This window comes from Nisaea denitrificans DSM 18348 (assembly GCF_000426505.1).
In the GTDB taxonomy this organism is placed as follows: domain Bacteria; phylum Pseudomonadota; class Alphaproteobacteria; order Thalassobaculales; family Thalassobaculaceae; genus Nisaea; species Nisaea denitrificans.
The window spans coordinates 125,537-145,248 of record NZ_AUFM01000021.1 but is presented as its reverse complement, the minus strand read 5'-3'; the positions used below and the strand labels follow the sequence as shown (position 1 = coordinate 145,248).

The following is a 19,712-nucleotide window of genomic DNA, read 5'->3' as shown; positions in this document are numbered from 1 at the left end:
AACTAGTCGTAGGCCTCCACATGATCGGAGAACGTCAGACTTTGTACAGACGTTAGCCCCGGTCTTTGAGGTAATCCATACCAGAACCTAAGCGCCGTTTGTTTCGTCGTAGTGACACTACAGCCTCTCCGGAGCAGGGCGTTAACAACGACCTTCCTAGGATGCGTTGGATCGCTCACCCCTGCAGACACAACACACTGCGTACGTCTGCTCGCGCCTGGACTGACAGGCCCTCCAAGAAAATAGTTTAAGGCGCTAGGTGAGATGTTGTTTCTGCTTCCGTGATGAGGCACTTGGAAAATCCAGAGTCCATCGCTGATATCTATCCCACTCTCATCAGCGAACCTCGAAGCCTCATAGAGCGCCCTTAGACCGGCGTCAGCTGTAAGAAACACTCCACCGTGACCGAGCCTACCGTAGAGGACAACGCTGCTCTCGTTCTCGGCTGAAGTGACCCCTCCGTCTTTCAGCGTCTCCGTCGCCCAGTCTTCAGGAATCACCATTCGAGTTGCCTGCGCTACCCGACGACCGATACCTCGAAGCCAGGTCCCGAGCTGGGTGAGCAACTCTATGTCAGGAGGGGGCGTATCTCGAAATTGCGGTAAAAGCCCCTCGTACATTTCACGCGAAGGCGACAGGACCGTAAATGGGCCTATCTGCTGGCCTTGGAACGGCAAGTAAATCGTCGTCCCCTGAGCTTCAGCAAGTTGAAGAAGCGTTGTGACGTAGTCATAGGACTTTCGCAGCTCGCGCCTAAGATTCTCGACCTGCCACCGTCGACTCTTGAACAATGGCAAGATATCTGCTGCGTGCGCTTCCGGCACATTCATCCAGAGCTGCCTTACATCCATCTCCTCCATGACGGTTCTCAGGCCGCTCATATGGTCATTGTCGGGATGGGTACTCACCAAGTGATCAATAATCTCGGTTTCGTAGTATCTCCGGATATGGTCGCATATCGCTTTTCCGGTAGCCGCATAACCGCCGTCGACAACCATCACGCGCCAGTCGTTAAGGTCGGCATCCCAGTAGCGCAGGACAATGGCGTCACCGCTCTTCGCCCCTTCACCGACAGGGAGAAACTCTATCTCGCAATTCATGCGCCCTCACACCCGCAATGGGTCTTCTCATCGGCGGTCAAATTCTCTATGGTAGTATTTAAAACATGGATACCTATGACCTCCAAGCTCGGCATTTGCCAACCGTCCTTGCCGTCTTACCAATGCTGCTCGTTGCTGTCCTTCTGGTGCCAGATGCCAGCACAACCTTCGCGCTGCCCGCTACGCTCGCTGGCAGTGTGGGAGTGGCGATCTACGTGTTTCTCGTGAGATATGCCCGGATGAAAGGTCGAGAGATCGAAGCTGGCCTGTTCGAGCAATGGGGCGGACAGCCAACCACTGCAATGCTCAGGCACCAAGACACTCGGGTAAATCAACACACTAAGGCTAGGTACCACGACGCACTCCGAGCTTTCGGACCAGCATTTGAGATTCCGACTGCCGACGAAGAACAGGCTAATCCATCGGCTGCGGACAGCCTTTACGAGACGGCAATTGATGAAGCGAGGCGAAGGGCTAAGATCACCGGAGTTAAAGGAGTTCGTCGCGAAAACATAGCATATGGGTTCTGCCGAAACCTACTGGCCCTAAAACCAACGGCACTTAGTATCAGCTTAATTTCACTGTCGAGTTACGCATGCGCGACCCTGGCACTGGCTGATTGGAAGTTCGCAGAACTCTCCACAGCAAACAATTTTGGCTTCTTGGTGCTCGTGCTGATCACTGTCGGCTGGCTTTTCATGGTCCGCTCAGACCTTGTCCGACACCATGCCGACGCCTACGCGCAGGCGCTACTTGAAACTCTCGAACCAATGCCCCCGTCGGCTGGCTAGGCACACTCGGTTTTAGATCCTGCAGCCACATGACCCTGACCAAGTTGGGGCTTGCGTCGCACAGCTCCCTACTTCTCTCTTCGACCGTCATCCCGGCCGGAGGGCCGGGAACCAGCTTTTCATAGAACCGTGACAGTGGTCATATGGATCCCGGATCACGTCCGGGATGACGGATTGAGGTCCGCGATCTGAGTATCCTGCCCCCTTCTTTCTGCCCGCCCCATTCCCCAACTGCGGAGCCCCCCCATGGATTTCAACGCCCTGCCTTTCGACTCCGACGCCATGTGCACCGGCCTCCGCCCGTGGATCGAATGCGAGAGCCCGACCCATGACGCGGCGGCGGTGGACCGGATGATCGACCTTGCGAGCTATGACCTCGCTTCCATGGGCGCCAGGATCGAGCGCATTCCCGGGCGCATGGGCCTCGGCGGCTGCGTCCGCGCCAGTTTCCCGCATCCCAGGGCGGGCGCGCCGGGCATCCTGATCGCCGGGCACATGGACACGGTGCATCCCGTCGGCACGCTCGCCCGCCTGCCCTGGCGGCGCGAGGGCGGGAAGTGCTGGGGGCCCGGCATCCAGGACATGAAGGGCGGCAACTACCTGTCGCTCGAAGCGATCCGGCAACTGGCGGCGGCGCAGATCGAGACGCCGCTGCCCGTGACCGTGCTGTTCACGCCTGACGAGGAGATCGGCACGCCCGCGACCCGGGAGCTGATCGAGGCCACGGCGAAAAGCCAGAAATACGTGCTCGTCCCCGAACCGGCCCGTTCCGATGGCGGCCTGGTCTGGGGCCGCTATGCCATTGCGCGCTTCAACCTCCGGACCACCGGCACCCCGATCCATGCGGGCGTCGATCCGCGCCTCGGGCGCTCGGCGGTGCGGGAAATGGCCCGGCGCATCCTCGAGATCGAGGAGATGAGCACCGACAGCTGCACCTTCTCGGTGGGCTGCGTGACCTCGGACCAGCTGCACGTCAATTGCCTGCCCTCGGGCTGCGCGGCCGAGGCGCTGTCCATGGCCAAGCGGCAGCAGGATCTGGATGCGGGCGTCGGGAAGATGCTGGCGCTGAACAATCCCGATGGCGATGTCGGCTTCCAGGTCGCGCGCGGCGTCACCCGCCCGGTCTGGGAGCCGAGCGCCGCCGACACGGCTTTGTTCGAGCATGCAAGACGCCTCGCCGCGGATCTGGGCTTCGAGATCACGGCCCATATGGCGGGCGGCGGCTCGGACGGCAATTTCACCGGCGCGATGGGCATCCCGACCCTCGACTCCCTCGGCGTGCGCGGCGCCGGCCTGCATACGCTGGATGAGCATATCGAGATCGAGAGCCTGGCCGAGCGGGGCAAGCTGATGGCCGGGCTGCTGGCGACGCTGCGCTGAGAGTGACGCCGTCCTCGATCGTCATCCCGGATCGGGGTCCGGGATGACGGCTGAGGGAGGGTCCGTGATGGCGGCTGAGGGAGGTCCGGGATGACGGACTTTTTGCCGCCACATGGAACCGTGCATTGACCCATGACGCCGGCCATGCGGACAGTGCGTCCCGAGCGGCACCCAATGACCCGCACAGCAACAACCAGAACCATCTTCCAGGGAGATCCACCGCCATGGCGCACGCAATCATCATCCACGAGCAGGGCGGCCCCGACGTGATGCGCTTCGAGGAGTTCGCTGTCGGGGATCCGGGGCCGGGCGAGGTGCGCCTGCGCCAGACCGTTGTCGGGCTGAACTATATCGACGTTTATCAGCGGTCCGGCGGCTATAAACTCGATCTGCCCGCCTCAATCGGCATGGAGGCCGCCGGGGTCGTCGAAGCCGTCGGCGCGGGTGTCGAGACCGTCAAGGTGGGTGATCGTGTCGGCTATGTCATGGGCACACCCGGCGCCTATGCCGAGGAACGGATCTACCCGGCCGAACGGCTGATCCCCCTGCCGGACGATATCAGCGACGAGCAGGCTGCGGGGTCCATGCTAAAGGGGCTGACCGTGTCCTACCTTGTGCGCCGCACCTTTCCGGTACAGGCCGGCCAGACCGTCCTGCTGCATGCAGCGGCCGGTGGCGTCGGGACGATTGCCTGCCAGTGGCTGAAAAAGATCGGCGCCACGGTGATCGGGACCGTCGGCTCCGATGAAAAAGCGGAGATTGCCAGGGCGCATGGCTGCGATCATCCGATCGTCTATACCCGGGAGGACTTCCAGGCCCGGGTGATGGAGATCACCGGCGGCGAGGGCGTTTCGGTCGTCTATGACGGGGTCGGCGCCGCCGTCTATGAGGGCTCGCTCGGCTCGCTGGCCCGCTTCGGCACGCTGGTGCATTTCGGCGCCGCCTCCGGCCCCGCACCGGCGGTCGAACCTAAACTGCTGGCCGGCAAGGCGCTCTACTTCACCCGGCCCGGACTTGCCCCGCACACGGCGACGCGCGCGCTGACCCTCGATATCGCGGGTGCGTTGTTCGACAAGATCCGTGAAGGCGTGAAGATCGAGATCAACCAGACCTACGCCCTGAAGGACGCCGCCGAGGCCCACCGTGCGCTTGAGGCACGGGAGACGACGGGCTCGACGATTTTGACGGTTTGATCCTGCCAACCAGGAGGAAACACAGACATGAGTGATGCTGTGATGGCGGTATGGGGCGACACGACGCCCGAATGCGATGCCGAATTCGGCGAGTGGTACCACCGCGAGCATATTCCGGAGCGGGTCGGCATGCCGGGATGGCGGAACGGGCGGCGCTATCGCAAGCTCGGGCGCGGCAAGCACAGGTATCTCGCGGCCTACGATGTCGAGGGCCTGGCCTGTTTTGATGATCCGGTCTATCGCCATGCGCTCGACCATCCGACGGAATGGACGTCCCGGATGATGCAGGAATTCCGCAATTTCGTGCGCGCGACCAACCGGGTGCGGTTCTGCAGCGGTGAGGTTCTGGGCTCGGTTGTCGCGACCGTGCGCTACGATCCGGGCACGGGGGATCCGGAGGCGATTGCCCGCTGGCTCGCCGGTGCCGCCCTGCATGACCTGCGCAACCGCGAAGGCATCACAAGGGTGCAGCACTGGCAGGCCGATATGGGCCGCTCACTTGCCGGGACCGGCGAGCAGTCGATCCGCAAGAGCAAGGATGGCGAGGCGCCGTTCACGGCGGTGATCGAAGGCACCGACCGGGCCTTCGTCGAAGCCGCCCTCAAGGAGGCGGGGATCGTCGACGGCCTTGCCGAGCGCGGCGCGAAGCATGTGGATGCCGGGCTCTACGCGATGATGTTCGCGCTGCAGGGCTGACGGGGCATTTCGACCGGGTTCCGGCCGGCGCGGAGATTGGGGCTTCAGGTCGCCCGTCCCTTCAATTCGTTTCTCTTCAAATCCGCATAGGCGGCCTGATGGGCCATCTCGTCGCTCTTCAGCCGGATTTCGAGAATCCACTCCTTGTCGGTCCGCACAATCTTTCTGGTGCCGCTGCGCGGGATGACGACGTTGGTTTCGATGCAGAATCTGACGAAAGCCTCGACCACATTCTGCTGCTCGAGAATGAACTTGTCCTTGCGGATATTGGGGCCGAATTTCATCTCGATGGCGACCAGAATGCTGCCGTCGGGCTGCGCTTCGATCCCATGCACCGTGCCGGGCGGCAGAAGGTCCTTGTTGACCCGCCGGAATGAGTCGACCGCACCGCTCAGCTCGGCGTCGCTCAGGATAATCGTTCGGACTTCACGGGGCATAAGATCGCTGTTTCTGGCTCTGGCCGGTCATCTGGAAGCCGAATTTAGGCCAGACTTCATTAATACGGAGTAAAAGGCGGAAATCCGCCGATAACTATACTTCCGCCCAGCGCCCCGGTAAGCGCTCCGTCGGCACCCGCACCACCGTCATATCCTCGTCTCTGGACCTCTTCCCCCGAACACGCCTAGACTCGTCAGGAAAGCGATGAAGCCGCGCGGCCTCTGGTGCGCGCCAGATGTGGAGTGAGACGATGAAGCGTTTGGGGATGATTGTAGGGGCCGTTGTTGCGGTCCTGTTGGTGGCGGTGGTTGCCGTCGTCGTCTTCGTGTTCGGCAATCTCGACTCCCTCGTCAAGGACGTGATCGAGAAGCAGGGCACGCGCGTTGCCGGTGTGCCGGTGACCGTCTCCGGGGTGAAGATCGAGGTTCTCGACGGCCGGGCCGGGATCAACGGGCTGACGGTCGGCAATCCCTCGGGCTTCAAGAGCGACAGCGCGATCTCGCTCGGCGGGATCAGTGTTGCGTTGGATACCGCAAGCGTCAGCCAGCCGGTGATCGTGATCAAGGAGATCTCCGTAGACGGGCCGGCGGTGACCTACGAGCTGATGCCCGGCGGTAACAATATCGGCACCATCGCGGACAACGTGAAGAAGAACAGCGGTGGTGGGAGCAGTTCGTCCAGCGCGCCATCGTCCGGTGAAAGCGGCGGCACGGACAAGAAGCTGATCATCGAAACCCTCAAAGTGCGCGGCGGCAAGGTGACGGTCGCCGCCTCCCTGCTCGATCAGGGCAAGGCACTGGAAGCACGGCTGCCGGACATCACCCTCCGAAATATCGGCAAGGAGTCCGGCGGGGCGACACCGGAAGAAGTGGCCGCAGAGGTGATGGCTGCCCTGACCGACGCCGCCAGCCGGGCAGCCGCCAGCATCGGTGTCGGCAAGACCCTTGAGGCGCTGAAAAATAATCTCGGCAAGATCAACGGCGGCAAGCTGCCAACCGATGTGGAAGGCGCCAAGAAGGCCGTCGACGATACGAAGAAGGTTATCGAAGACACCGGCAAGGAGTTGGAGAAGGCCGGCGAAGGGCTGAAGAAACTGTTCGGGAACTGAGTGGGCCGATGCCACACCGCGTCACCCAGCAGGAAACACCCTCTGCGCCGCCTTGGTCAGGCCCTTTGCCACCGCCGTGAACGGATCGGACGGGACGATCCGGGCGGCGGGGACGCAGGCGGTGATCGTCCTGCGCATGTCCGGCAAGAGGGTGGAGCCGCCGGTCAGGACGATGTGGCCGACCTGCTCCGGCCGCACCCCGGCCAGTGCGAGGGTCTCCCCGGCGGCCTTGGCGACCTGCTGTTCCAGCGGCGCGAAATACTGGGCCAGGGCAGCCTGGTCCACCGTGATAGGGGACAGATCTTCGATATCCGGGAAATCCAGCGTCGCCGCCTCACTGTCGCTGAGGGCGATCTTCACCCCTTCCACGGCATTCGCAAGCCGATGGCCGAGCTGCCGTTCCAACAGCTCCAGCAACAGCTCGATCTTCTCCGGCTCGATCGCCTGACGCATGACCGACCGGACATCCCGCTTCATCGCGTAGCTGTAGCAGAAATGAATCTTCTGCCAGGTGGCGAGATCGTTGTAGTAGCTGGGCGGCACCGGTAGCAGGACATCGGAGGTCAGCGCCTTCATCTCCGTGCCGTACCCGAAGGCGGGCATGACGGCCTTCAGCGACAGCCGCTTGTCGAGATCCGTGCCGCCGATATGCACACCGTGATTGGCCAGGATCTCGAACCCGGCGACCTCTTTGGAAGCGCCGTCCACTGACCGGTGGGCCAGCGTGAAATCCGAGGTGCCGCCGCCGATATCGGCGACCAGCACATAAGTCGGGTCCTGCATCGCCGCCTCGGCATCAATCAAAGCCGCTACCGGCTCGTAGATGAACCGCACCGGGCCGAAACCTACTTCCTCCAGCACCTCGCGCAGCAACGCCTCCGCCCGTCTGTCGCGCGTCTCGTCCTCGTCGACGAAGCGCACCGGCCGGCCGGCGACCAGCCCGGAAATCTCCCCGCCGGCCGCCTGCTCGACGCTCTTCTTCACCGCAGTCAGGAAGCTGGTCAGCAGGGAACGGAATGGCCAGGACCGGGCGCCCATCCGGGTCGCATCATCGGCCAGGCTGGTGCCAAGGATGCTTTTGAGCGCCCGCAGGTAACGGCCCTCATACCCCTGCAGGAACCGCGCTTCGGCGTCATGCCCGCTGACCAGCACGCCCTCTTCCTCGTCATAGAACAGGGCCGTCGGGACGGACTGACCGCCATGCTCGAACCTGTGGAGATCGAGGGCGTTGCCGGACGCGTATCCGATGGCGGAATTCGAGGTGCCGAAATCCAGCCCGGCGACAATCGGTTTCATGGGATGCGGGCTCTCTCGGATTGGAAATACAGTTTCCCGTCTCAGCGGAGCCGACCTGTTTACAGCCACTCCCCCGTATGGGGTCAAGATGAAAGTGGCGTGGCAACGAAAGCGTCATATGAGGCGCGGCTGGATAACCCGGTCAGTTCCGAACGCGCTCCAAATCGGTCCAGCCGCCTCTGCGGTTTTCGACACTCACGCCGATGACCTCGCCTGCTTCGTTCGCCGTGAACACCGCTTCGCGCTCAAGATCCTCGATCAGAAACCTTGTGTCCGATTGTGCCAGCAGGCGGAACTGGCCAAGCCGCGGATCGGCGATCTCGATACCGTCTTTCGTCTCCACCACATGAATCGTTGCCCGGCGCCCCTTATATGCGCCGGGCAACCGGGATTGTTGTTCCGGCCCCAGCTCAACCGTCGCGCCAGGAATAACCGGTTGCACCGCCGGGACCAGTTTCGGCGTGGCAGCGGGAGGGCCGGTTCGGGCTTTCAGGATCGCGACCAGAACCTCGACGATATCCCCCGTCTCGACCCGATGGCCGTCTGCGGTATTCGCTTTATGCACCAGCACCAGCCGGGCGGCGGGTACAATGATGATGGTCTGCCCGCCATTACCCAACGCTGCATAGGTGCCGAGTTCCTCGAGACGCCGGGCGAAGGTCCACCACATATAACCGTAGCCGCCGCCGCGCTCCCGCTGCACATGCGCGCGTGTACTCTCCGCCACCCAGTCCGCCGGGATGAGCTGGCTGTCCCGCCAGCGGCCCTCGTTCAGGAACAGCAGCCCGAACCGGGCCATGTCCCGTGCGGTCAGGCGGTAAAGATAGGCCGGATGGTGCGAGACGTCAGGGTCCCCACGGTAGAATGTGTGCCGGAGGGAAAAGTCCTGCATGCCGGTCGGCCGGGCCAGCCGGGTCTCGAAATCGCGGAACAGGTCGCTGCCGGTCTGCTGGTTGTAGATCGTGCCCAGCGCGTTGAAGTCCCAGTTATTATAGTACCAGAAACTGCCCGGTGCGTGGCTGCCGCGCTCGGGACGGCCACGCTTCATGCTTCTCGTCTCATAGGCGGCGGGCAGATAAATGCCGGAACGGGTTTCCAGCAGATCCGCGACGGTCGCGCTTTTCTCGATTTCTGTCAGCGGTGTGATCTCGTCGATGCCGAGGGTACCGAGACTGGCGGAAATATCGACCTTCCCCTCCCCCACAGCGATGCCGTAGAGAGCGCTCATCAGCGACTTGCGAACGGAATGCACATTCATCCGCCGGGCGATCTGCCCCCATTCGGCCAGAACAGCGCCGTTATAGACCACGAAAAGCGCATCGCCGCCGAGTTGGGAGCCAGCTTCCATGGCGGCATCCAGCGAGGCGGAAGACCAACCGGCTTCTTCAGGAGAGGCATAGCGCTGCCAGGTTTCCCCCGGGAATATCGGCGGTGAGGCCGCATTCCAGGCTGGCCAATCCACAGTCATGTCGCTGGCATGCGCGATTGAGGCGACCGCGAGCGATGCGACCAGACCAAGTGCAACGGTAGCCCTTCGCAAGAGTCTTGAGAAAGCGGCCACCCTGTCCTCCCGTCCAGCTTAAGTACCCGGATTTGAAATGGGGAGTCTGGCCTAGGCTTCAATCACTCGGAAGATTATTCTTCTTCTCCCTCCAAAACCGTCATTCCAGCCTGCGCGGGAATGACGGTAGTTTAGAGAGATCGGACCGGCGCTCACACAGCTTCTGAGGAAGCCCTAGCCCGCGCGTACCTCTGCGAGGAAGCCGTTGACCGCCTGGGTCAGCTCTCCCGCCTGGCCGCCGAGATGGTTCGCTTTATCTTTCACCCCGACGGAGACCGAGCGGGTTTCGGCAGAGGCGGAGACGACCTCGCCGATATTGACGGTGACGTCCTGCACATTGGCGGACGTGGATTCGACGCTGCGCGCGATTTCGTTCGTCGCGGCCGACTGTTCCTCAGCAGCGGCGGCAATGGTCCCGGCCACCTGGTCGATGTCGTTCACGGTCCCGGCCAGCGCCTCGATCGCCTCGACAGTGCTACGCACCGCTTCCTGCACCTTCTGGATCTGGCCGCCGATCTCGTCCGTCGCCTTGCCCGTCTGGGAGGCGAGAGACTTGACCTCGTTGGCAACCACCGCGAAACCCTTGCCCGCCTCGCCTGCGCGTGCCGCCTCGATGGTAGCGTTGAGTGCCAGCAGATTGGTCTGCTCGGCAATATCGGTGATCAGCCCGACAACCTCGCCGATCTTGTCCGCAGCCTCCGAAAGCTCCCTGACCTTACTGGAGGTCTCCTCCGCCCGCTGAGCGCCGTCCCGGGACATCCGGCTGGTATTCTGCAACTGCTCGGTAATCTCGCGGATTGAGGCCGCGAGTTCCTCGGCGGCGGCCGACACGGTCTGCACGCTGCTCTCACTCTCCCGCGCTGCGCTCTCGACGGTGCTGGCCCGCGAGGAGGCGTTGTCCGCGACGCTCATCAGCGTGTCGGCGGTTGTGCCAAAGTCGGCGGCGGAGCCTGCCACAGCATCAACGATGCCCTTCACCTGATCCTCAAACTTCTGGGCCAAATCGAGCACCGCCCGGCGCCGCTCCTCCTCGGCGCGGGCCTTGTTCGCCTCTTCCTCTTCTTTCAGCCGTTCCGCCTCGACCAGCCCGTCCCGGCACTCGGCCATGGCGCGGGCCATGATTCCGATGTCATCGGCACGGTCCAGGTTGGCGATCTTCGTCGTGAAATCCTTCTGGCTGAGACGACGGAGGACATCGATGGCGTTCTGTAGCGGCGCCGAGATCAGACGGCTTATGAAAAGCAGCAGAACGAGAAGAATGACGATACTCAGCGCAAGAAGCACTCCGGCCGAGATATAGGCATTATCGATGGCTCGGTCGAAGCTCGCCCTGTCGACTGCCACCAGCGCGGTACCGATGACGGTGCCGGCAAAGTCTGTCACCGGCTTCACAGCCAGTGCGTAGGAATGACCCTCGGCCTTGACGTTCAAATCGAACGCCTCCCCCTGAAGCCCCTCCTGCAGCAACGCAGGGTCGATCACAACCCCTTCAGGAAAGGTCGAGGCCAGCGGTTCCAAGCCACTCTCGCGAGAGACGAAAAGTGCTGCGTGCGCCTCGTGCTTCTCCCGAAACGCGTCGAAGAAGCTTTGTCCGAAGGAGAGGCCGAACTCGACGGAGCCGATATGGCCCTCGGCATCCGCAATCGGCGCGACTCCGCGCATGCCGAGGCCGGCGACCCCGACCTCAAGTCCCTTGGTCGAAACCTTCTCGTTATTGACCTTCAGTACCGTGTTTCGGAAGCCGGAGAGGTCATCGCCGAATTTTTCCGGCTTGTGAACCCGCAGGAAAGACGTCGCTGGCGGCAGATGAAACTGGAACTGGCGAACGCCATAGTCTGCCTTCAGTTCCTTGAACCCCGGAACGAAGATCCCAGACAGCTTTTCTCGGTCGCCAGCGCGCATTGCCTCGATCACGTTCGATTGCAACGCGATCAGACGCGCCATCGAAAGGGCCCGCAGCCCTTCCTGCTCGATTTCCTGGGTCAGTGTCGTCGTGTTGGCCGTCAGCCGGTTCTTCAGTGCCGTATTCGTCAGCTCAAGAGAATTGTAGAGGCCGGACACAGTGGCGATCGCAATCGCGATCAGCAACCCTGCCGCAACCAACAACGCGAGCTTGGTCTTTACCTGGAGCTTCCGAAACATTGCTTCATTCCAATTAAATTCCGCCGTATAAGCGCCATTTTAAACGGCCGAAATTAATCAACCATTAATGTAAAATTTTAATCGGAATTCTTGACTGCAATGATCGGCTATCTCCAGAACGCTGAAACGCCCGCGACCTCACGCATGCGACCAGTTATCCGGATCGTCCGACTGGTTCGGTGACAGGCCGATGATGTCCCCGGCCGTGCTCACTCCAAGCCCGAGAACCGTTCTGTTTGCGTAACAGAAGTAACTGACAACCTGGTTTACTTCCAAAATCCGCCCGTCATCCAGACCGGCGGCGCGCAACGCCTCGATTTCAGCCTCGTTCACCATGGCCGGATCGCGGGTCAGTTTTTCGGCATAGCGGCACATTTCCAGCTCGGCACCGTCGAAGGCCAGCTCGGGTGCGTCGGCCTCGAAAGCCGCCCGGATGGCGTCGGCGCGGGCATCGTCGGCCAGCAGTCGCTTCATGCCCTGAAAATGATGCTCGACGCAGTAGCCGCACTGGTTGATCTGACTGACATAGACGCCGAGCGCCTCCAGCATCCATTTCGGCACCTTGTTGCCTGTGTGGTGCAGCACGTACTTGTAGAGGTGCATGTGCCCTTCCATGGAATGGGGGCGCAGGCTGTGGGCCATCATGATGTTGTCGACATTGTCGTCTGGCCCCTTGACCCGGTCATAGAGCGTCTTCAGCCGGCCGGTTGCCTCTGCGTAGGGCACGGTCGCGATCCAGGTCATAGGGTTCCTCCGGTTAGATTTCTTCGTGGAGCAGCTTCGGCGTCTCGGCAGAAGCGGTCAAGGCATGCCGGATACGACAGCCAGTCGACCTCACGCGTCCGTGAGATGCACTGGCGGGACAGATGCGCCATGTCACTCTGGACTATGTTTGGGGGACCGTTATGAACACTGTTTCGCTTGCCGACTGGCGCCGCCGGGTTGCCGAACTCTATACAGATATCCGCCGGACCGACGATCCGGAGACCGCATGGGCGCTCTGGCGCGACACGCGCGATGCATTGTTCTGCGAGCATGAACAATCCCCCATTAGCAAAGACCGCCGGGCAAACTACGGCGCGATCCCGCTATTTGATTACGATCCCGAAATGCGTTTCGAGGTCGCGCTGGACGCCCCGGCAAACGAAGGCGTTCTGGCGGGTGAAATCGGCAATGACGGGCACATCTCCCTGCGCCCAGCCGCCCGCACGCGCGGGCTTGCCTCGAAACTCGGCGCCGAGCTGACCGTCTACTGGATCGAGGGCTATGGAGGCGGCACCTTTTTGCCTTTCACCGACGCCACCAGCGGCCACGAGACCTATGGCGGCGGCCGGTACCTGCTGGACAGCATCAAGAGCGCCGATCTGGGCCAAACGCCGGATGGCAAGCTGATCCTCGATTTCAACTTCGCCTATCACCCGTCCTGCTATCACTCGCCAGACTGGGTTTGCCCCCTCGCCCCGCCGGAGAATCGCTTGCCGGAGCCGGTCCGCGCCGGGGAACGCATGGGCTGAGCCGGTCACTCATCGAGATAAAGGATGCGCTCCAACGTTCCATAGAACGCGTCGCGTGCGTATCGCTCCAGCCACGGCTTATGGCCGCATCTGTCCAGAAGCACGAATTCGAAATCAGTCAGCATTTTACCCAATGGGTCGCTGACACCGTCAGCAGGATGAGGATCGGAGTCTCCGTGAATTGCATGCACTGGGCATCGGATTTTCTCGACGACGCTCAGTAGTTCCCCGGATTTCCTGAGTTCGGCGGCCTCCGGCCAGACGGCCTCGAATATCGCCCGGTCGAATTTGATGACAGCATCGGAATCGCCGAGCAATTCATACGCGTCCGCCTTGTCGGACAATTGCATCGCTCTCTTGAAAGCCCTCTCGTTCCACGTCCCATCGGCAGCGAAAAAAGCGCTCAGCTCCACGTTCTCGCTGTCGGTCAGCCGGGAACGCCTGACCGGAGCAATCCTTGTCGCGTCCCGAGCATGAAATGGAGCACAGCCGACGAGAATGAGTCTGGACACTAGGGAGGGATGAGCAGCAGCAAGCAGGCAGCTTAGCCAGGTTCCCCAGGACCAGCCGATCAGAACAAACGGCCCGCTCCCGTTGCTTTCCAGCTGGCATTTCAGTTCATCGACCTGAGCTGTGATCGACCTCCCGGTCTGCATCGGCTCAAGCACGCCATACCCTCTCGCACCCAGTTCCCGCGCGAGAGGGGCAACCTCTCCGGCTCCGCCCGGTCCACCATGAATAACGGCGACCCGAAAAGGGGGGCTTCCGTATTGCACAACGTCTGGAGCAGGTACCGTCAACAATGCCTCCGCTGGTCGCTCTGCCTTAATCGCTGGATCTTTTTTTCGGCAGCAGTTTCGCATCTAGAACGAGGTAGGGAACGTTAGGCCCCTCCGCTGGGCGGAATTCACCTTGCCACGCAACCCGCGCCATTGTGCAGTTCAAAAAAACTGGTGGGGGGAGTTCCGTAATGAAGGCGTTGGTGCTGGGTGCGAGTGGCATGCTTGGCAGTGCGATCTGCCGCCGCCTGATCGAAGACGGCCAAAAGGTCGTCGGTGTCAGCCGCAGACCGCCGCGCGAACCGTTGCCCATCCCCTATCTCTCGATGGACCTGCTTGACCCGGCGGATTGCCGGACAAAGGCTGCGGAACTCTCAGACATAACGCACATCTTCTATGCCGGACGCGCCCCGCACGGCGAAGGCGGTAACGAGTCCGTTGAAGACAATCTCGCCATGCTGGTCAACGCGGTCGACGCCATCTCCGCCGCCGCGCCGGGCTTGCGCCATGTCAATCTGATGCACGGCACCAAATATTACGGCAATCATCTCGGCCCCTATAAAACACCCGCCGAGGAAGACGATCCCCGGCCCGGCGTGCCGAACTTCTATTACGATCAGCAGGACTGGATATCCGGACTCGATGCGCCGTGGAGCTGGAGCGTCGTGCGGCCGCCGCTGGTCTTCGGCTTCACCCCCGGCAAGCCGCGTAACCTGGTCTCGGTGATCGCCGCCTATGCCGAGATCATGCGGGAACTCGGCCGCCCCTTCAGTTTTCCGGGAACGGAGACGGCCTACGACTGCCTCGCCGAGTGCGCGCATGCCCACCACATCGCCCGTGCAGCCGTCTGGATGGCTGGCACACCCGCCGCCGCCAACCAGGCCTTCAACATCACCAACGGCGACATCTTCCGCTGGAGCACTTTATGGCCGCGTTTCGCCGCCTATTTCGGCCTTGAAGTCGGCCCGCCGCTTGGCATTTCCCTGGCGGAGACCATGCCGGAACATGCCCCGGTCTGGGACCGCATCGTCGCCAAACACGATCTCGTCCCAACGCCCTACAGCGACATCGCCCTTTGGGACTATGGCGATTATGTCTTCGCGCCGACTTACGACATCATCGCTGATACGACCAAGGCGCGGCTCGCAGGCTTCCATGATGTGGTCAAGTCGGACCGGATGTTCACCGACCTGTTCGACAGCTATCGGACGGCGCGCCTGATCCCCTGATCCGGTGAAAGACTGACAAACGGGAGGAATGCATGACCGATGCAGATCTCGCCCGCTTCGCCGACATTGAGGCGATCAAGCGGCTGAAGGCGCAATATTGCCGCTATATCGACACCAAGCAGTGGGACCGGCTGGCCGGGCTGTTCGCGCCCGGAACCGTGTTTGAGGGATTCGGATCCGCGCCGACCGGGTCCGACGAGCGCGCCTTCGTCACGGGCATTTCCACGCGCATGAAAGATGCCGTCTCGGTCCACCATGTGCACAATCCGGAAATCACCTTCTTCGGCCCGGATCGGGCCCGCGGTATCTGGGCGATGATGGACCTCGTCGAACTCGGACCCGATATGCCCTTGAAAGAGTTTCCAGGCGCCCGCGGCTATTGCGGCTACGGTCACTATGAAGAGGAATATATCCGGGCGGACGGCATCTGGAGGTTCAGCTTCCTGCGCCTGACCCGGCTGCGCCTCGACCCGATGGCAGCGGACCACCCGCCGATCCGGCACGACCTGCTGGCCCATTCGCCGGACTGGCTGGACGGCTGAAACGCCGATGCCCTCAGGCGTTGCCGCCATTGGCGATCAGTGCCTTCAGTTTCGTGCCGTCATACTCGGCTTCGAGTTTATCGGCCGCCGCTTGCGCCTCGGCTTCGAGGTCCTCGCCGCACTCCACCGGATCGGCCCGGCGCCAGCCTTCGAGATAGGCGCCCTCGTCCTCCGAGCCATCCCGCATAGCGGCCATGTCGATGGCGTGGATAAAGCGCACGGGCAACTCGATCTTGGCCTGCTCGCGTTTGCGGCCCCGGCCGCGTTCGGCGATGACCTGGGCCGGGATATCGCGCCAATAGACGATGATGAGATGGGCCATGCCGGCTCTCCGTTAGTGTGTGCGGCCGTTATCATCCGGCATGCACGGGATGTGCGGTTTCGATGAAGCTCTGCAGCTCGCCATAGCCGCGATAGCGATACGCGAAGGCGAGGCCGAGCCGTTCGGCGGCCTGTTCCGCCTTTACTTTCAGGCGCGGGTCTTCGGTCTGGGCGATATAAACCAGCGCCGTGTAATTGCCGAAATACATGTCGCGCAGTTCCGGGAAACGATCCAGCCCCAGCCCTTTGACGATCAACCGGTCGAAATGCCGGACAAGATAATCGGTCAGGAAAAAGCAGGCGGGGTCGTCGTCGGTCAGCGCCGTGAACGCGTCCGTGCCCATGAAGAACTGGTAGCAGTGCGGCCCGGCGATGCGCTCGACGCCGAACTCCTCGATCACCTGATCGACTTCTCCACCGGTGCCGCAATCACCATAGGCGACGAACACCTGCTCATAGCCCTTCGCCGCCTGCAGCTTGCGCCGCAGGCCGGGGGCGATCTTTTCGGGATGATTGTGCCAGATTGCCGGCAGGCAGGTTATGTCCAGCGCGTCCCAGCCGGTGCTCTCTTTCAACGCGACCAGCTCCCGGCCGAGAGCACCGCAGGCAATCACAAGCGCCCGCGGTCTCTCAGAGTATGTCGAGGCGGCCATTGCCGCCCCGCTCAACTGACGCCCATGGCCGCCGAGTTGGAGCGCTCGCGCTCGGCGATCATCTTCTTTGCGGTCTCGACCGCAACGGCGGCATCGCGGCAATAGGCATCGGCGCCGACACTCTCGGCAAATGCCTCGTTCAGCGGCGCGCCGCCGACCAGGACGATGTAATCGTCGCGGATACCCTTTTCCTTCATGGTGTCGATGACGACCTTCATGTAGGGCATGGTGGTGGTCAGCAGGGCCGACATGCCGAGAATGTCCGGCTTGTGCTCCTCGATCGCGGCCAGATAATTCTCGACCGGGTTGTTGATCCCGATATCGATCACCTCATAGCCCGCGCCCTCCATCATCATGGAGACGAGGTTTTTGCCGATATCGTGGATATCGCCCTTCACCGTCCCGATCACCATCTTGCCCATGCGCGGCGCACCGGTCTCGGCGAGCAGCGGGCGCAGGATAACCATCCCGGCCTTCATGGAGTTGGCGGCCATCAGCACTTCCGGCACGAACAGGATGCCGTCGCGGAAATCGATACCGACGATGCGCATGCCCTCGACCAGGGCTTCGGTCAGAACCTTGTAAGGTGTCCAGCCGCGCCCCAGCAGGATGTTGACGCCCTCTTCGACCTCGTCTTTCAGACCGTCATAGAGATCGTCGTGCATCTGCTGCACGAGTTCTTCATCGTCCAGTTCGGACAGAACGATATCGTCTTCCTCGGCCATGCCGCCTCCACAAGAAAAGCGCTTGAATTCTTTTTGCTATCACAACACTTACGCGGGACGCGTCTGAACTCCATACCCCGGGCGACATCAAGTATCGGCAGCACGACGAAAAATCGACAATCGAAAGCCGGCCATATTCGTTGCAGGGTTGTAATTGCGCTAGTAATTCTCCCTTCTAGGAAATCTTGGAGGCTGCCATGCTGCTCGTCACAGCCGTAGACGGACCGGAAACTGCGGAAGTCGGCTCAGTCGCCCATTATGAGGCGTCAGCGTTCAACCAGCCCAACCCCGAACCGGCGGATCTGGCGCGGATCAACTGGGAGGTCCAGTGTGACGGCGTCCGCGTCTCCCGTTCCATGGCCGCCGGCCCGACACTCTATGTCGCCATCGCGCCGGAATATGCGGGGCGTACCCTGCTTGCCATGCCATTCGCCAACAGCCCGACCGAACGGGTCTCCGCCAAAACGGCCATTTCCGGCCCGGCGCAGCAGATTACCGAGCCGGCGACCGTATCCATCAGTACCGACGGACAGCGCTATTCGGCGCAGATCAATGACGGGCCCACATTCTTTGTCGGCAGCGACGTCCGCTTCCAGAGCCTCCGGGGCCTGATGAACACCACCCCCGGCACCGACATCTACACACCTGAGGCCTACCGGGAAAATTTCGGGATCTGGGCCGATCTTATCGCCCCGACAGTGATGTGCGAGAGCAAGGGCAGCTTCCACTGCCTCAACACCTATGACCGCGCGGCCTTCACCTTCGGATTCATGCAGGATGCCGTTCACGAGCCCGATGAAAACTTCGTCCTGCTGCTACGCCGGTTCCTGTTGCTCAAAGACGCACAATTCTATTTCCCTGACTTGGTCCTGCAAAATGGCCACATCTTCCAGAAAACACCTGGAGGCACTGTCCAGCTCGAAGACGACACCAGCAGCCAGGGGCTGATGAGTTATCTCAATCCGGATCCGGATGCTGTCTGTCAGCAGGAGGCCGAGGTCGCAGCGAAATTCGTACACTGGGCGGAGAACAATCCGGAGAACCGGGCAACCCAGGTTGCTTTCACCATCGAGCAGCAACGCCAGAAATATGCGAGCTACGCCCGGCGCTACAATCTGAACGGAGCAAAGGATTCTGTCTGTATCGTGGTCGCCGACATCCGCCATCAGGGACGGGCGAAAAGCAGCGTGATCGAACAGGCTCTCAAGGCCAGCGATCCCCTGAACGCCCTGCTCGATATCGGCAGCACGACATACGCGTCCCGCATCGAGACATTGCGTCAGGAGATCGAAAAAATGACGACGGCCGGCATTCTCGCCAAGCACGTCTATAACCTGGAAAAACAGGATTTCGTTGTCGGCTAGCGTCTGGCCACGGCTTCCAGCCGAACCTCCCCATCATGCAGAAAGCAGCTCTTGGTGAAGAGTGTCAGGTTCACGGGGTTGGGCAGGCGGACATCGGACAAGTCCGGCAGCGGCTTTTCTCCCGGGTCATAAGCGCGGTCGATCTGCGAGATCAGGACCACGATGTGACCGGCCGTTTGCGCAAAACTCTTCAGCGTGACCACCTGCTCGGCAAGTTCGGGGTTCCGACGTCTCTGGTCCAGCAGCTGCAGATAATCGACTACAGCGATGCTGTGAGGCCGAGCCTCCTGCATCTCCGAGATAATATGGTCGGCGCAAATCCCGTCGGATGTATCCAGCGTCACCCGTGAGGAAATCGCTGCGGGCTCGATGCCGAGCGCACGGACACGGTCGATGACGTCCGCATCGGTGTAATCCAGTGTAAAGAAGAAACCGTGCCGTCCGGCCTTCGCCGCTTCAGCCAGCAGTTCAAGCCCAAGCAGTGTCTTGCCATGGCCCGGCCGTGCGCCCAACAGGACGAGATCGCCGGGAGAAAGCTGTGCCAGCATCTCGCCGGCCGGCCTCTCGGGTGATGCATTGGCCGCGAGATGGCTCCAGCTCTTGAAGCCTTCCCCGGCGGCAATACGGTCGAGTGCCTTGTTCAGAGGGATACCGTCCTCGCGGGACAGCAGACGGGCCTGACGTTTGAGACGGAAAACAGGATGAGAGAATCTCATCGGGAACCTCCTGATGCGAGCGTCTGTCGCAATCCCTCCTTATGCGCATACTCGAACAGTGGGTTCGATAAGATCGAAGCCCAACATGTCGGATGCTTTCCCAATGGAGGGGGGAGGCTCGGGCGTGCCTGTCAGGTGAGACTAGGCAACGCCTATGCAAAACT

Annotated in this window: 20 protein-coding genes; 9 read left to right on the top strand and 11 right to left on the bottom strand. The window is 61.7% G+C overall.

The features are described 5' to 3' along the window. Positions 1-2 precede the first annotated feature (2 nt). Positions 3-1,100, bottom strand: a complete 1,098-nt coding sequence (locus K328_RS0116415; RefSeq protein WP_028466905.1) for a ComEC/Rec2 family competence protein — start codon at positions 1,098-1,100, stop codon at positions 3-5. A gap of 65 nt (positions 1,101-1,165) precedes the next feature. On the opposite strand from K328_RS0116415, the gene K328_RS0116410 reads away from it, so the two are divergent. From K328_RS0116410 to K328_RS0116395, 4 genes are all read left to right on the top strand, one after another. Beyond that, on the top strand, positions 1,166-1,891 hold the full coding sequence (locus K328_RS0116410) for a hypothetical protein (protein ID WP_028466904.1): 726 nt from the start codon (positions 1,166-1,168) through the stop codon (positions 1,889-1,891). Positions 1,892-2,137: 246 nt separating this feature from the next. Further along, complete coding sequence (locus K328_RS0116405; RefSeq protein ID WP_028466903.1) at positions 2,138-3,271, top strand: M20/M25/M40 family metallo-hydrolase; 1,134 nt, start codon at positions 2,138-2,140, stop codon at positions 3,269-3,271. A gap of 224 nt (positions 3,272-3,495) precedes the next feature. Then, complete coding sequence (locus tag K328_RS0116400) at positions 3,496-4,464, top strand: quinone oxidoreductase family protein (RefSeq protein WP_028466902.1); 969 nt, start codon at positions 3,496-3,498, stop codon at positions 4,462-4,464. Positions 4,465-4,491: 27 nt separating this feature from the next. After that, positions 4,492-5,160 carry a DUF4286 family protein gene (locus tag K328_RS0116395; RefSeq protein ID WP_028466901.1) on the top strand — a complete coding sequence of 223 codons (669 nt, stop codon included), beginning with the start codon at positions 4,492-4,494 and terminating at the stop codon, positions 5,158-5,160. 44 nt (positions 5,161-5,204) lie between these two features. On the opposite strand, the gene K328_RS0116390 is transcribed toward K328_RS0116395, so the two are convergent. After that, on the bottom strand, positions 5,205-5,597 hold the full coding sequence (locus K328_RS0116390) for a hypothetical protein (protein WP_028466900.1): 393 nt from the start codon (positions 5,595-5,597) through the stop codon (positions 5,205-5,207). A 251-nt stretch (positions 5,598-5,848) separates the two neighbouring features. Here K328_RS0116390 and K328_RS24465 point away from each other — a divergent pair, with 251 nt between their 5' ends. Beyond that, positions 5,849-6,706, top strand: coding sequence for a DUF748 domain-containing protein (locus K328_RS24465; RefSeq protein ID WP_051285001.1), 858 nt, complete (start codon positions 5,849-5,851; stop codon positions 6,704-6,706). Between the two features lie 21 nt (positions 6,707-6,727). Here K328_RS24465 and K328_RS0116380 read toward each other — a convergent pair whose 3' ends face one another. The 4 genes from K328_RS0116380 to K328_RS0116365 all read right to left on the bottom strand — a co-directional run bounded on the left by K328_RS0116380 (position 6,728) and on the right by K328_RS0116365 (position 12,449). Next, positions 6,728-8,002: an Hsp70 family protein gene (locus tag K328_RS0116380; protein ID WP_028466899.1), complete on the bottom strand. Its 1,275-nt coding sequence runs from the start codon at positions 8,000-8,002 to the stop codon at positions 6,728-6,730. A 142-nt stretch (positions 8,003-8,144) separates the two neighbouring features. Then, on the bottom strand, positions 8,145-9,563 hold the full coding sequence (locus K328_RS25950; protein WP_051285000.1) for a serine hydrolase domain-containing protein: 1,419 nt from the start codon (positions 9,561-9,563) through the stop codon (positions 8,145-8,147). Positions 9,564-9,737: 174 nt separating this feature from the next. Further along, entirely contained in the window at positions 9,738-11,705 is a 1,968-nt protein-coding gene (locus K328_RS24455) for a methyl-accepting chemotaxis protein (RefSeq protein WP_051284999.1), read from the bottom strand. Between the two features lie 138 nt (positions 11,706-11,843). After that, positions 11,844-12,449 carry a carboxymuconolactone decarboxylase family protein gene (locus K328_RS0116365; protein ID WP_028466898.1) on the bottom strand — a complete coding sequence of 202 codons (606 nt, stop codon included), beginning with the start codon at positions 12,447-12,449 and terminating at the stop codon, positions 11,844-11,846. A gap of 161 nt (positions 12,450-12,610) precedes the next feature. Between K328_RS0116365 and K328_RS0116360 the strand changes: the two genes are divergently transcribed. After that, positions 12,611-13,219, top strand: a complete 609-nt coding sequence (locus K328_RS0116360) for a DUF1684 domain-containing protein (RefSeq protein WP_156901413.1) — start codon at positions 12,611-12,613, stop codon at positions 13,217-13,219. A 5-nt stretch (positions 13,220-13,224) separates the two neighbouring features. On the opposite strand, the gene K328_RS0116355 is transcribed toward K328_RS0116360, so the two are convergent. Next, positions 13,225-14,019: an alpha/beta fold hydrolase gene (locus K328_RS0116355; RefSeq protein WP_028466896.1), complete on the bottom strand. Its 795-nt coding sequence runs from the start codon at positions 14,017-14,019 to the stop codon at positions 13,225-13,227. Between the two features lie 170 nt (positions 14,020-14,189). Here K328_RS0116355 and K328_RS0116350 point away from each other — a divergent pair, with 170 nt between their 5' ends. Both K328_RS0116350 and K328_RS24450 read left to right on the top strand, forming a co-directional pair. Continuing rightward, positions 14,190-15,227, top strand: a complete 1,038-nt coding sequence (locus K328_RS0116350) for an SDR family oxidoreductase (RefSeq protein ID WP_036554690.1) — start codon at positions 14,190-14,192, stop codon at positions 15,225-15,227. A gap of 32 nt (positions 15,228-15,259) precedes the next feature. Then, complete coding sequence (locus K328_RS24450; protein ID WP_051284998.1) at positions 15,260-15,769, top strand: nuclear transport factor 2 family protein; 510 nt, start codon at positions 15,260-15,262, stop codon at positions 15,767-15,769. Positions 15,770-15,782: 13 nt separating this feature from the next. Here K328_RS24450 and K328_RS0116340 read toward each other — a convergent pair whose 3' ends face one another. Genes K328_RS0116340 through K328_RS0116330 form a run of 3 tightly spaced genes read right to left on the bottom strand, consistent with a single transcriptional unit; the run spans position 15,783 to position 17,468 of the window. Then, positions 15,783-16,091 (bottom strand): virulence factor, encoded by a 309-nt coding sequence (locus K328_RS0116340; RefSeq protein WP_028466894.1) that lies wholly within the window; start codon positions 16,089-16,091, stop codon positions 15,783-15,785. Positions 16,092-16,122: 31 nt separating this feature from the next. Then, a complete protein-coding gene (locus K328_RS0116335; RefSeq protein WP_028466893.1) occupies positions 16,123-16,743 on the bottom strand; it encodes a DUF1638 domain-containing protein in 621 nt (206 codons plus the stop codon). 11 nt (positions 16,744-16,754) lie between these two features. Further along, on the bottom strand, positions 16,755-17,468 hold the full coding sequence (locus tag K328_RS0116330; protein WP_028466892.1) for a corrinoid protein: 714 nt from the start codon (positions 17,466-17,468) through the stop codon (positions 16,755-16,757). A gap of 197 nt (positions 17,469-17,665) precedes the next feature. Between K328_RS0116330 and K328_RS0116325 the strand changes: the two genes are divergently transcribed. Then, entirely contained in the window at positions 17,666-18,832 is a 1,167-nt protein-coding gene (locus K328_RS0116325; protein ID WP_028466891.1) for a hypothetical protein, read from the top strand. Here the strand turns inward: K328_RS0116325 and K328_RS0116320 are convergent. Next, positions 18,829-19,548 carry a DNA helicase gene (locus tag K328_RS0116320; protein ID WP_028466890.1) on the bottom strand — a complete coding sequence of 240 codons (720 nt, stop codon included), beginning with the start codon at positions 19,546-19,548 and terminating at the stop codon, positions 18,829-18,831. The genes K328_RS0116325 and K328_RS0116320 overlap by 4 nt on opposite strands. Positions 19,549-19,712: the final 164 nt, after the last annotated feature.

Excerpts from the sequence above, each read along its gene's own strand:
- K328_RS0116415 (WP_028466905.1), bottom strand. The coding sequence starts at position 1,100 with ATGAATTGCGAGATAGAGTTTCTCCCTGTCGGTGAAGGGGCGAAGAGC.
- K328_RS0116410 (WP_028466904.1), top strand. The coding sequence starts at position 1,166 with ATGGATACCTATGACCTCCAAGCTCGGCATTTGCCAACCGTCCTTGCC.
- K328_RS0116405 (WP_028466903.1), top strand. The coding sequence starts at position 2,138 with ATGGATTTCAACGCCCTGCCTTTCGACTCCGACGCCATGTGCACCGGC.
- K328_RS0116400 (WP_028466902.1), top strand. The coding sequence starts at position 3,496 with ATGGCGCACGCAATCATCATCCACGAGCAGGGCGGCCCCGACGTGATG.
- K328_RS0116395 (WP_028466901.1), top strand. The coding sequence starts at position 4,492 with ATGAGTGATGCTGTGATGGCGGTATGGGGCGACACGACGCCCGAATGC.
- K328_RS0116390 (WP_028466900.1), bottom strand. The coding sequence starts at position 5,597 with ATGCCCCGTGAAGTCCGAACGATTATCCTGAGCGACGCCGAGCTGAGC.
- K328_RS24465 (WP_051285001.1), top strand. The coding sequence starts at position 5,849 with ATGAAGCGTTTGGGGATGATTGTAGGGGCCGTTGTTGCGGTCCTGTTG.
- K328_RS0116380 (WP_028466899.1), bottom strand. The coding sequence starts at position 8,002 with ATGAAACCGATTGTCGCCGGGCTGGATTTCGGCACCTCGAATTCCGCC.
- K328_RS24455 (WP_051284999.1), bottom strand. The coding sequence starts at position 11,705 with ATGTTTCGGAAGCTCCAGGTAAAGACCAAGCTCGCGTTGTTGGTTGCG.
- K328_RS0116365 (WP_028466898.1), bottom strand. The coding sequence starts at position 12,449 with ATGACCTGGATCGCGACCGTGCCCTACGCAGAGGCAACCGGCCGGCTG.
- K328_RS0116360 (WP_156901413.1), top strand. The coding sequence starts at position 12,611 with ATGAACACTGTTTCGCTTGCCGACTGGCGCCGCCGGGTTGCCGAACTC.
- K328_RS0116350 (WP_036554690.1), top strand. The coding sequence starts at position 14,190 with ATGAAGGCGTTGGTGCTGGGTGCGAGTGGCATGCTTGGCAGTGCGATC.
- K328_RS24450 (WP_051284998.1), top strand. The coding sequence starts at position 15,260 with ATGACCGATGCAGATCTCGCCCGCTTCGCCGACATTGAGGCGATCAAG.
- K328_RS0116340 (WP_028466894.1), bottom strand. The coding sequence starts at position 16,091 with ATGGCCCATCTCATCATCGTCTATTGGCGCGATATCCCGGCCCAGGTC.
- K328_RS0116335 (WP_028466893.1), bottom strand. The coding sequence starts at position 16,743 with ATGGCCGCCTCGACATACTCTGAGAGACCGCGGGCGCTTGTGATTGCC.
- K328_RS0116330 (WP_028466892.1), bottom strand. The coding sequence starts at position 17,468 with ATGGCCGAGGAAGACGATATCGTTCTGTCCGAACTGGACGATGAAGAA.
- K328_RS0116325 (WP_028466891.1), top strand. The coding sequence starts at position 17,666 with ATGCTGCTCGTCACAGCCGTAGACGGACCGGAAACTGCGGAAGTCGGC.
- K328_RS0116320 (WP_028466890.1), bottom strand. The coding sequence starts at position 19,548 with ATGAGATTCTCTCATCCTGTTTTCCGTCTCAAACGTCAGGCCCGTCTG.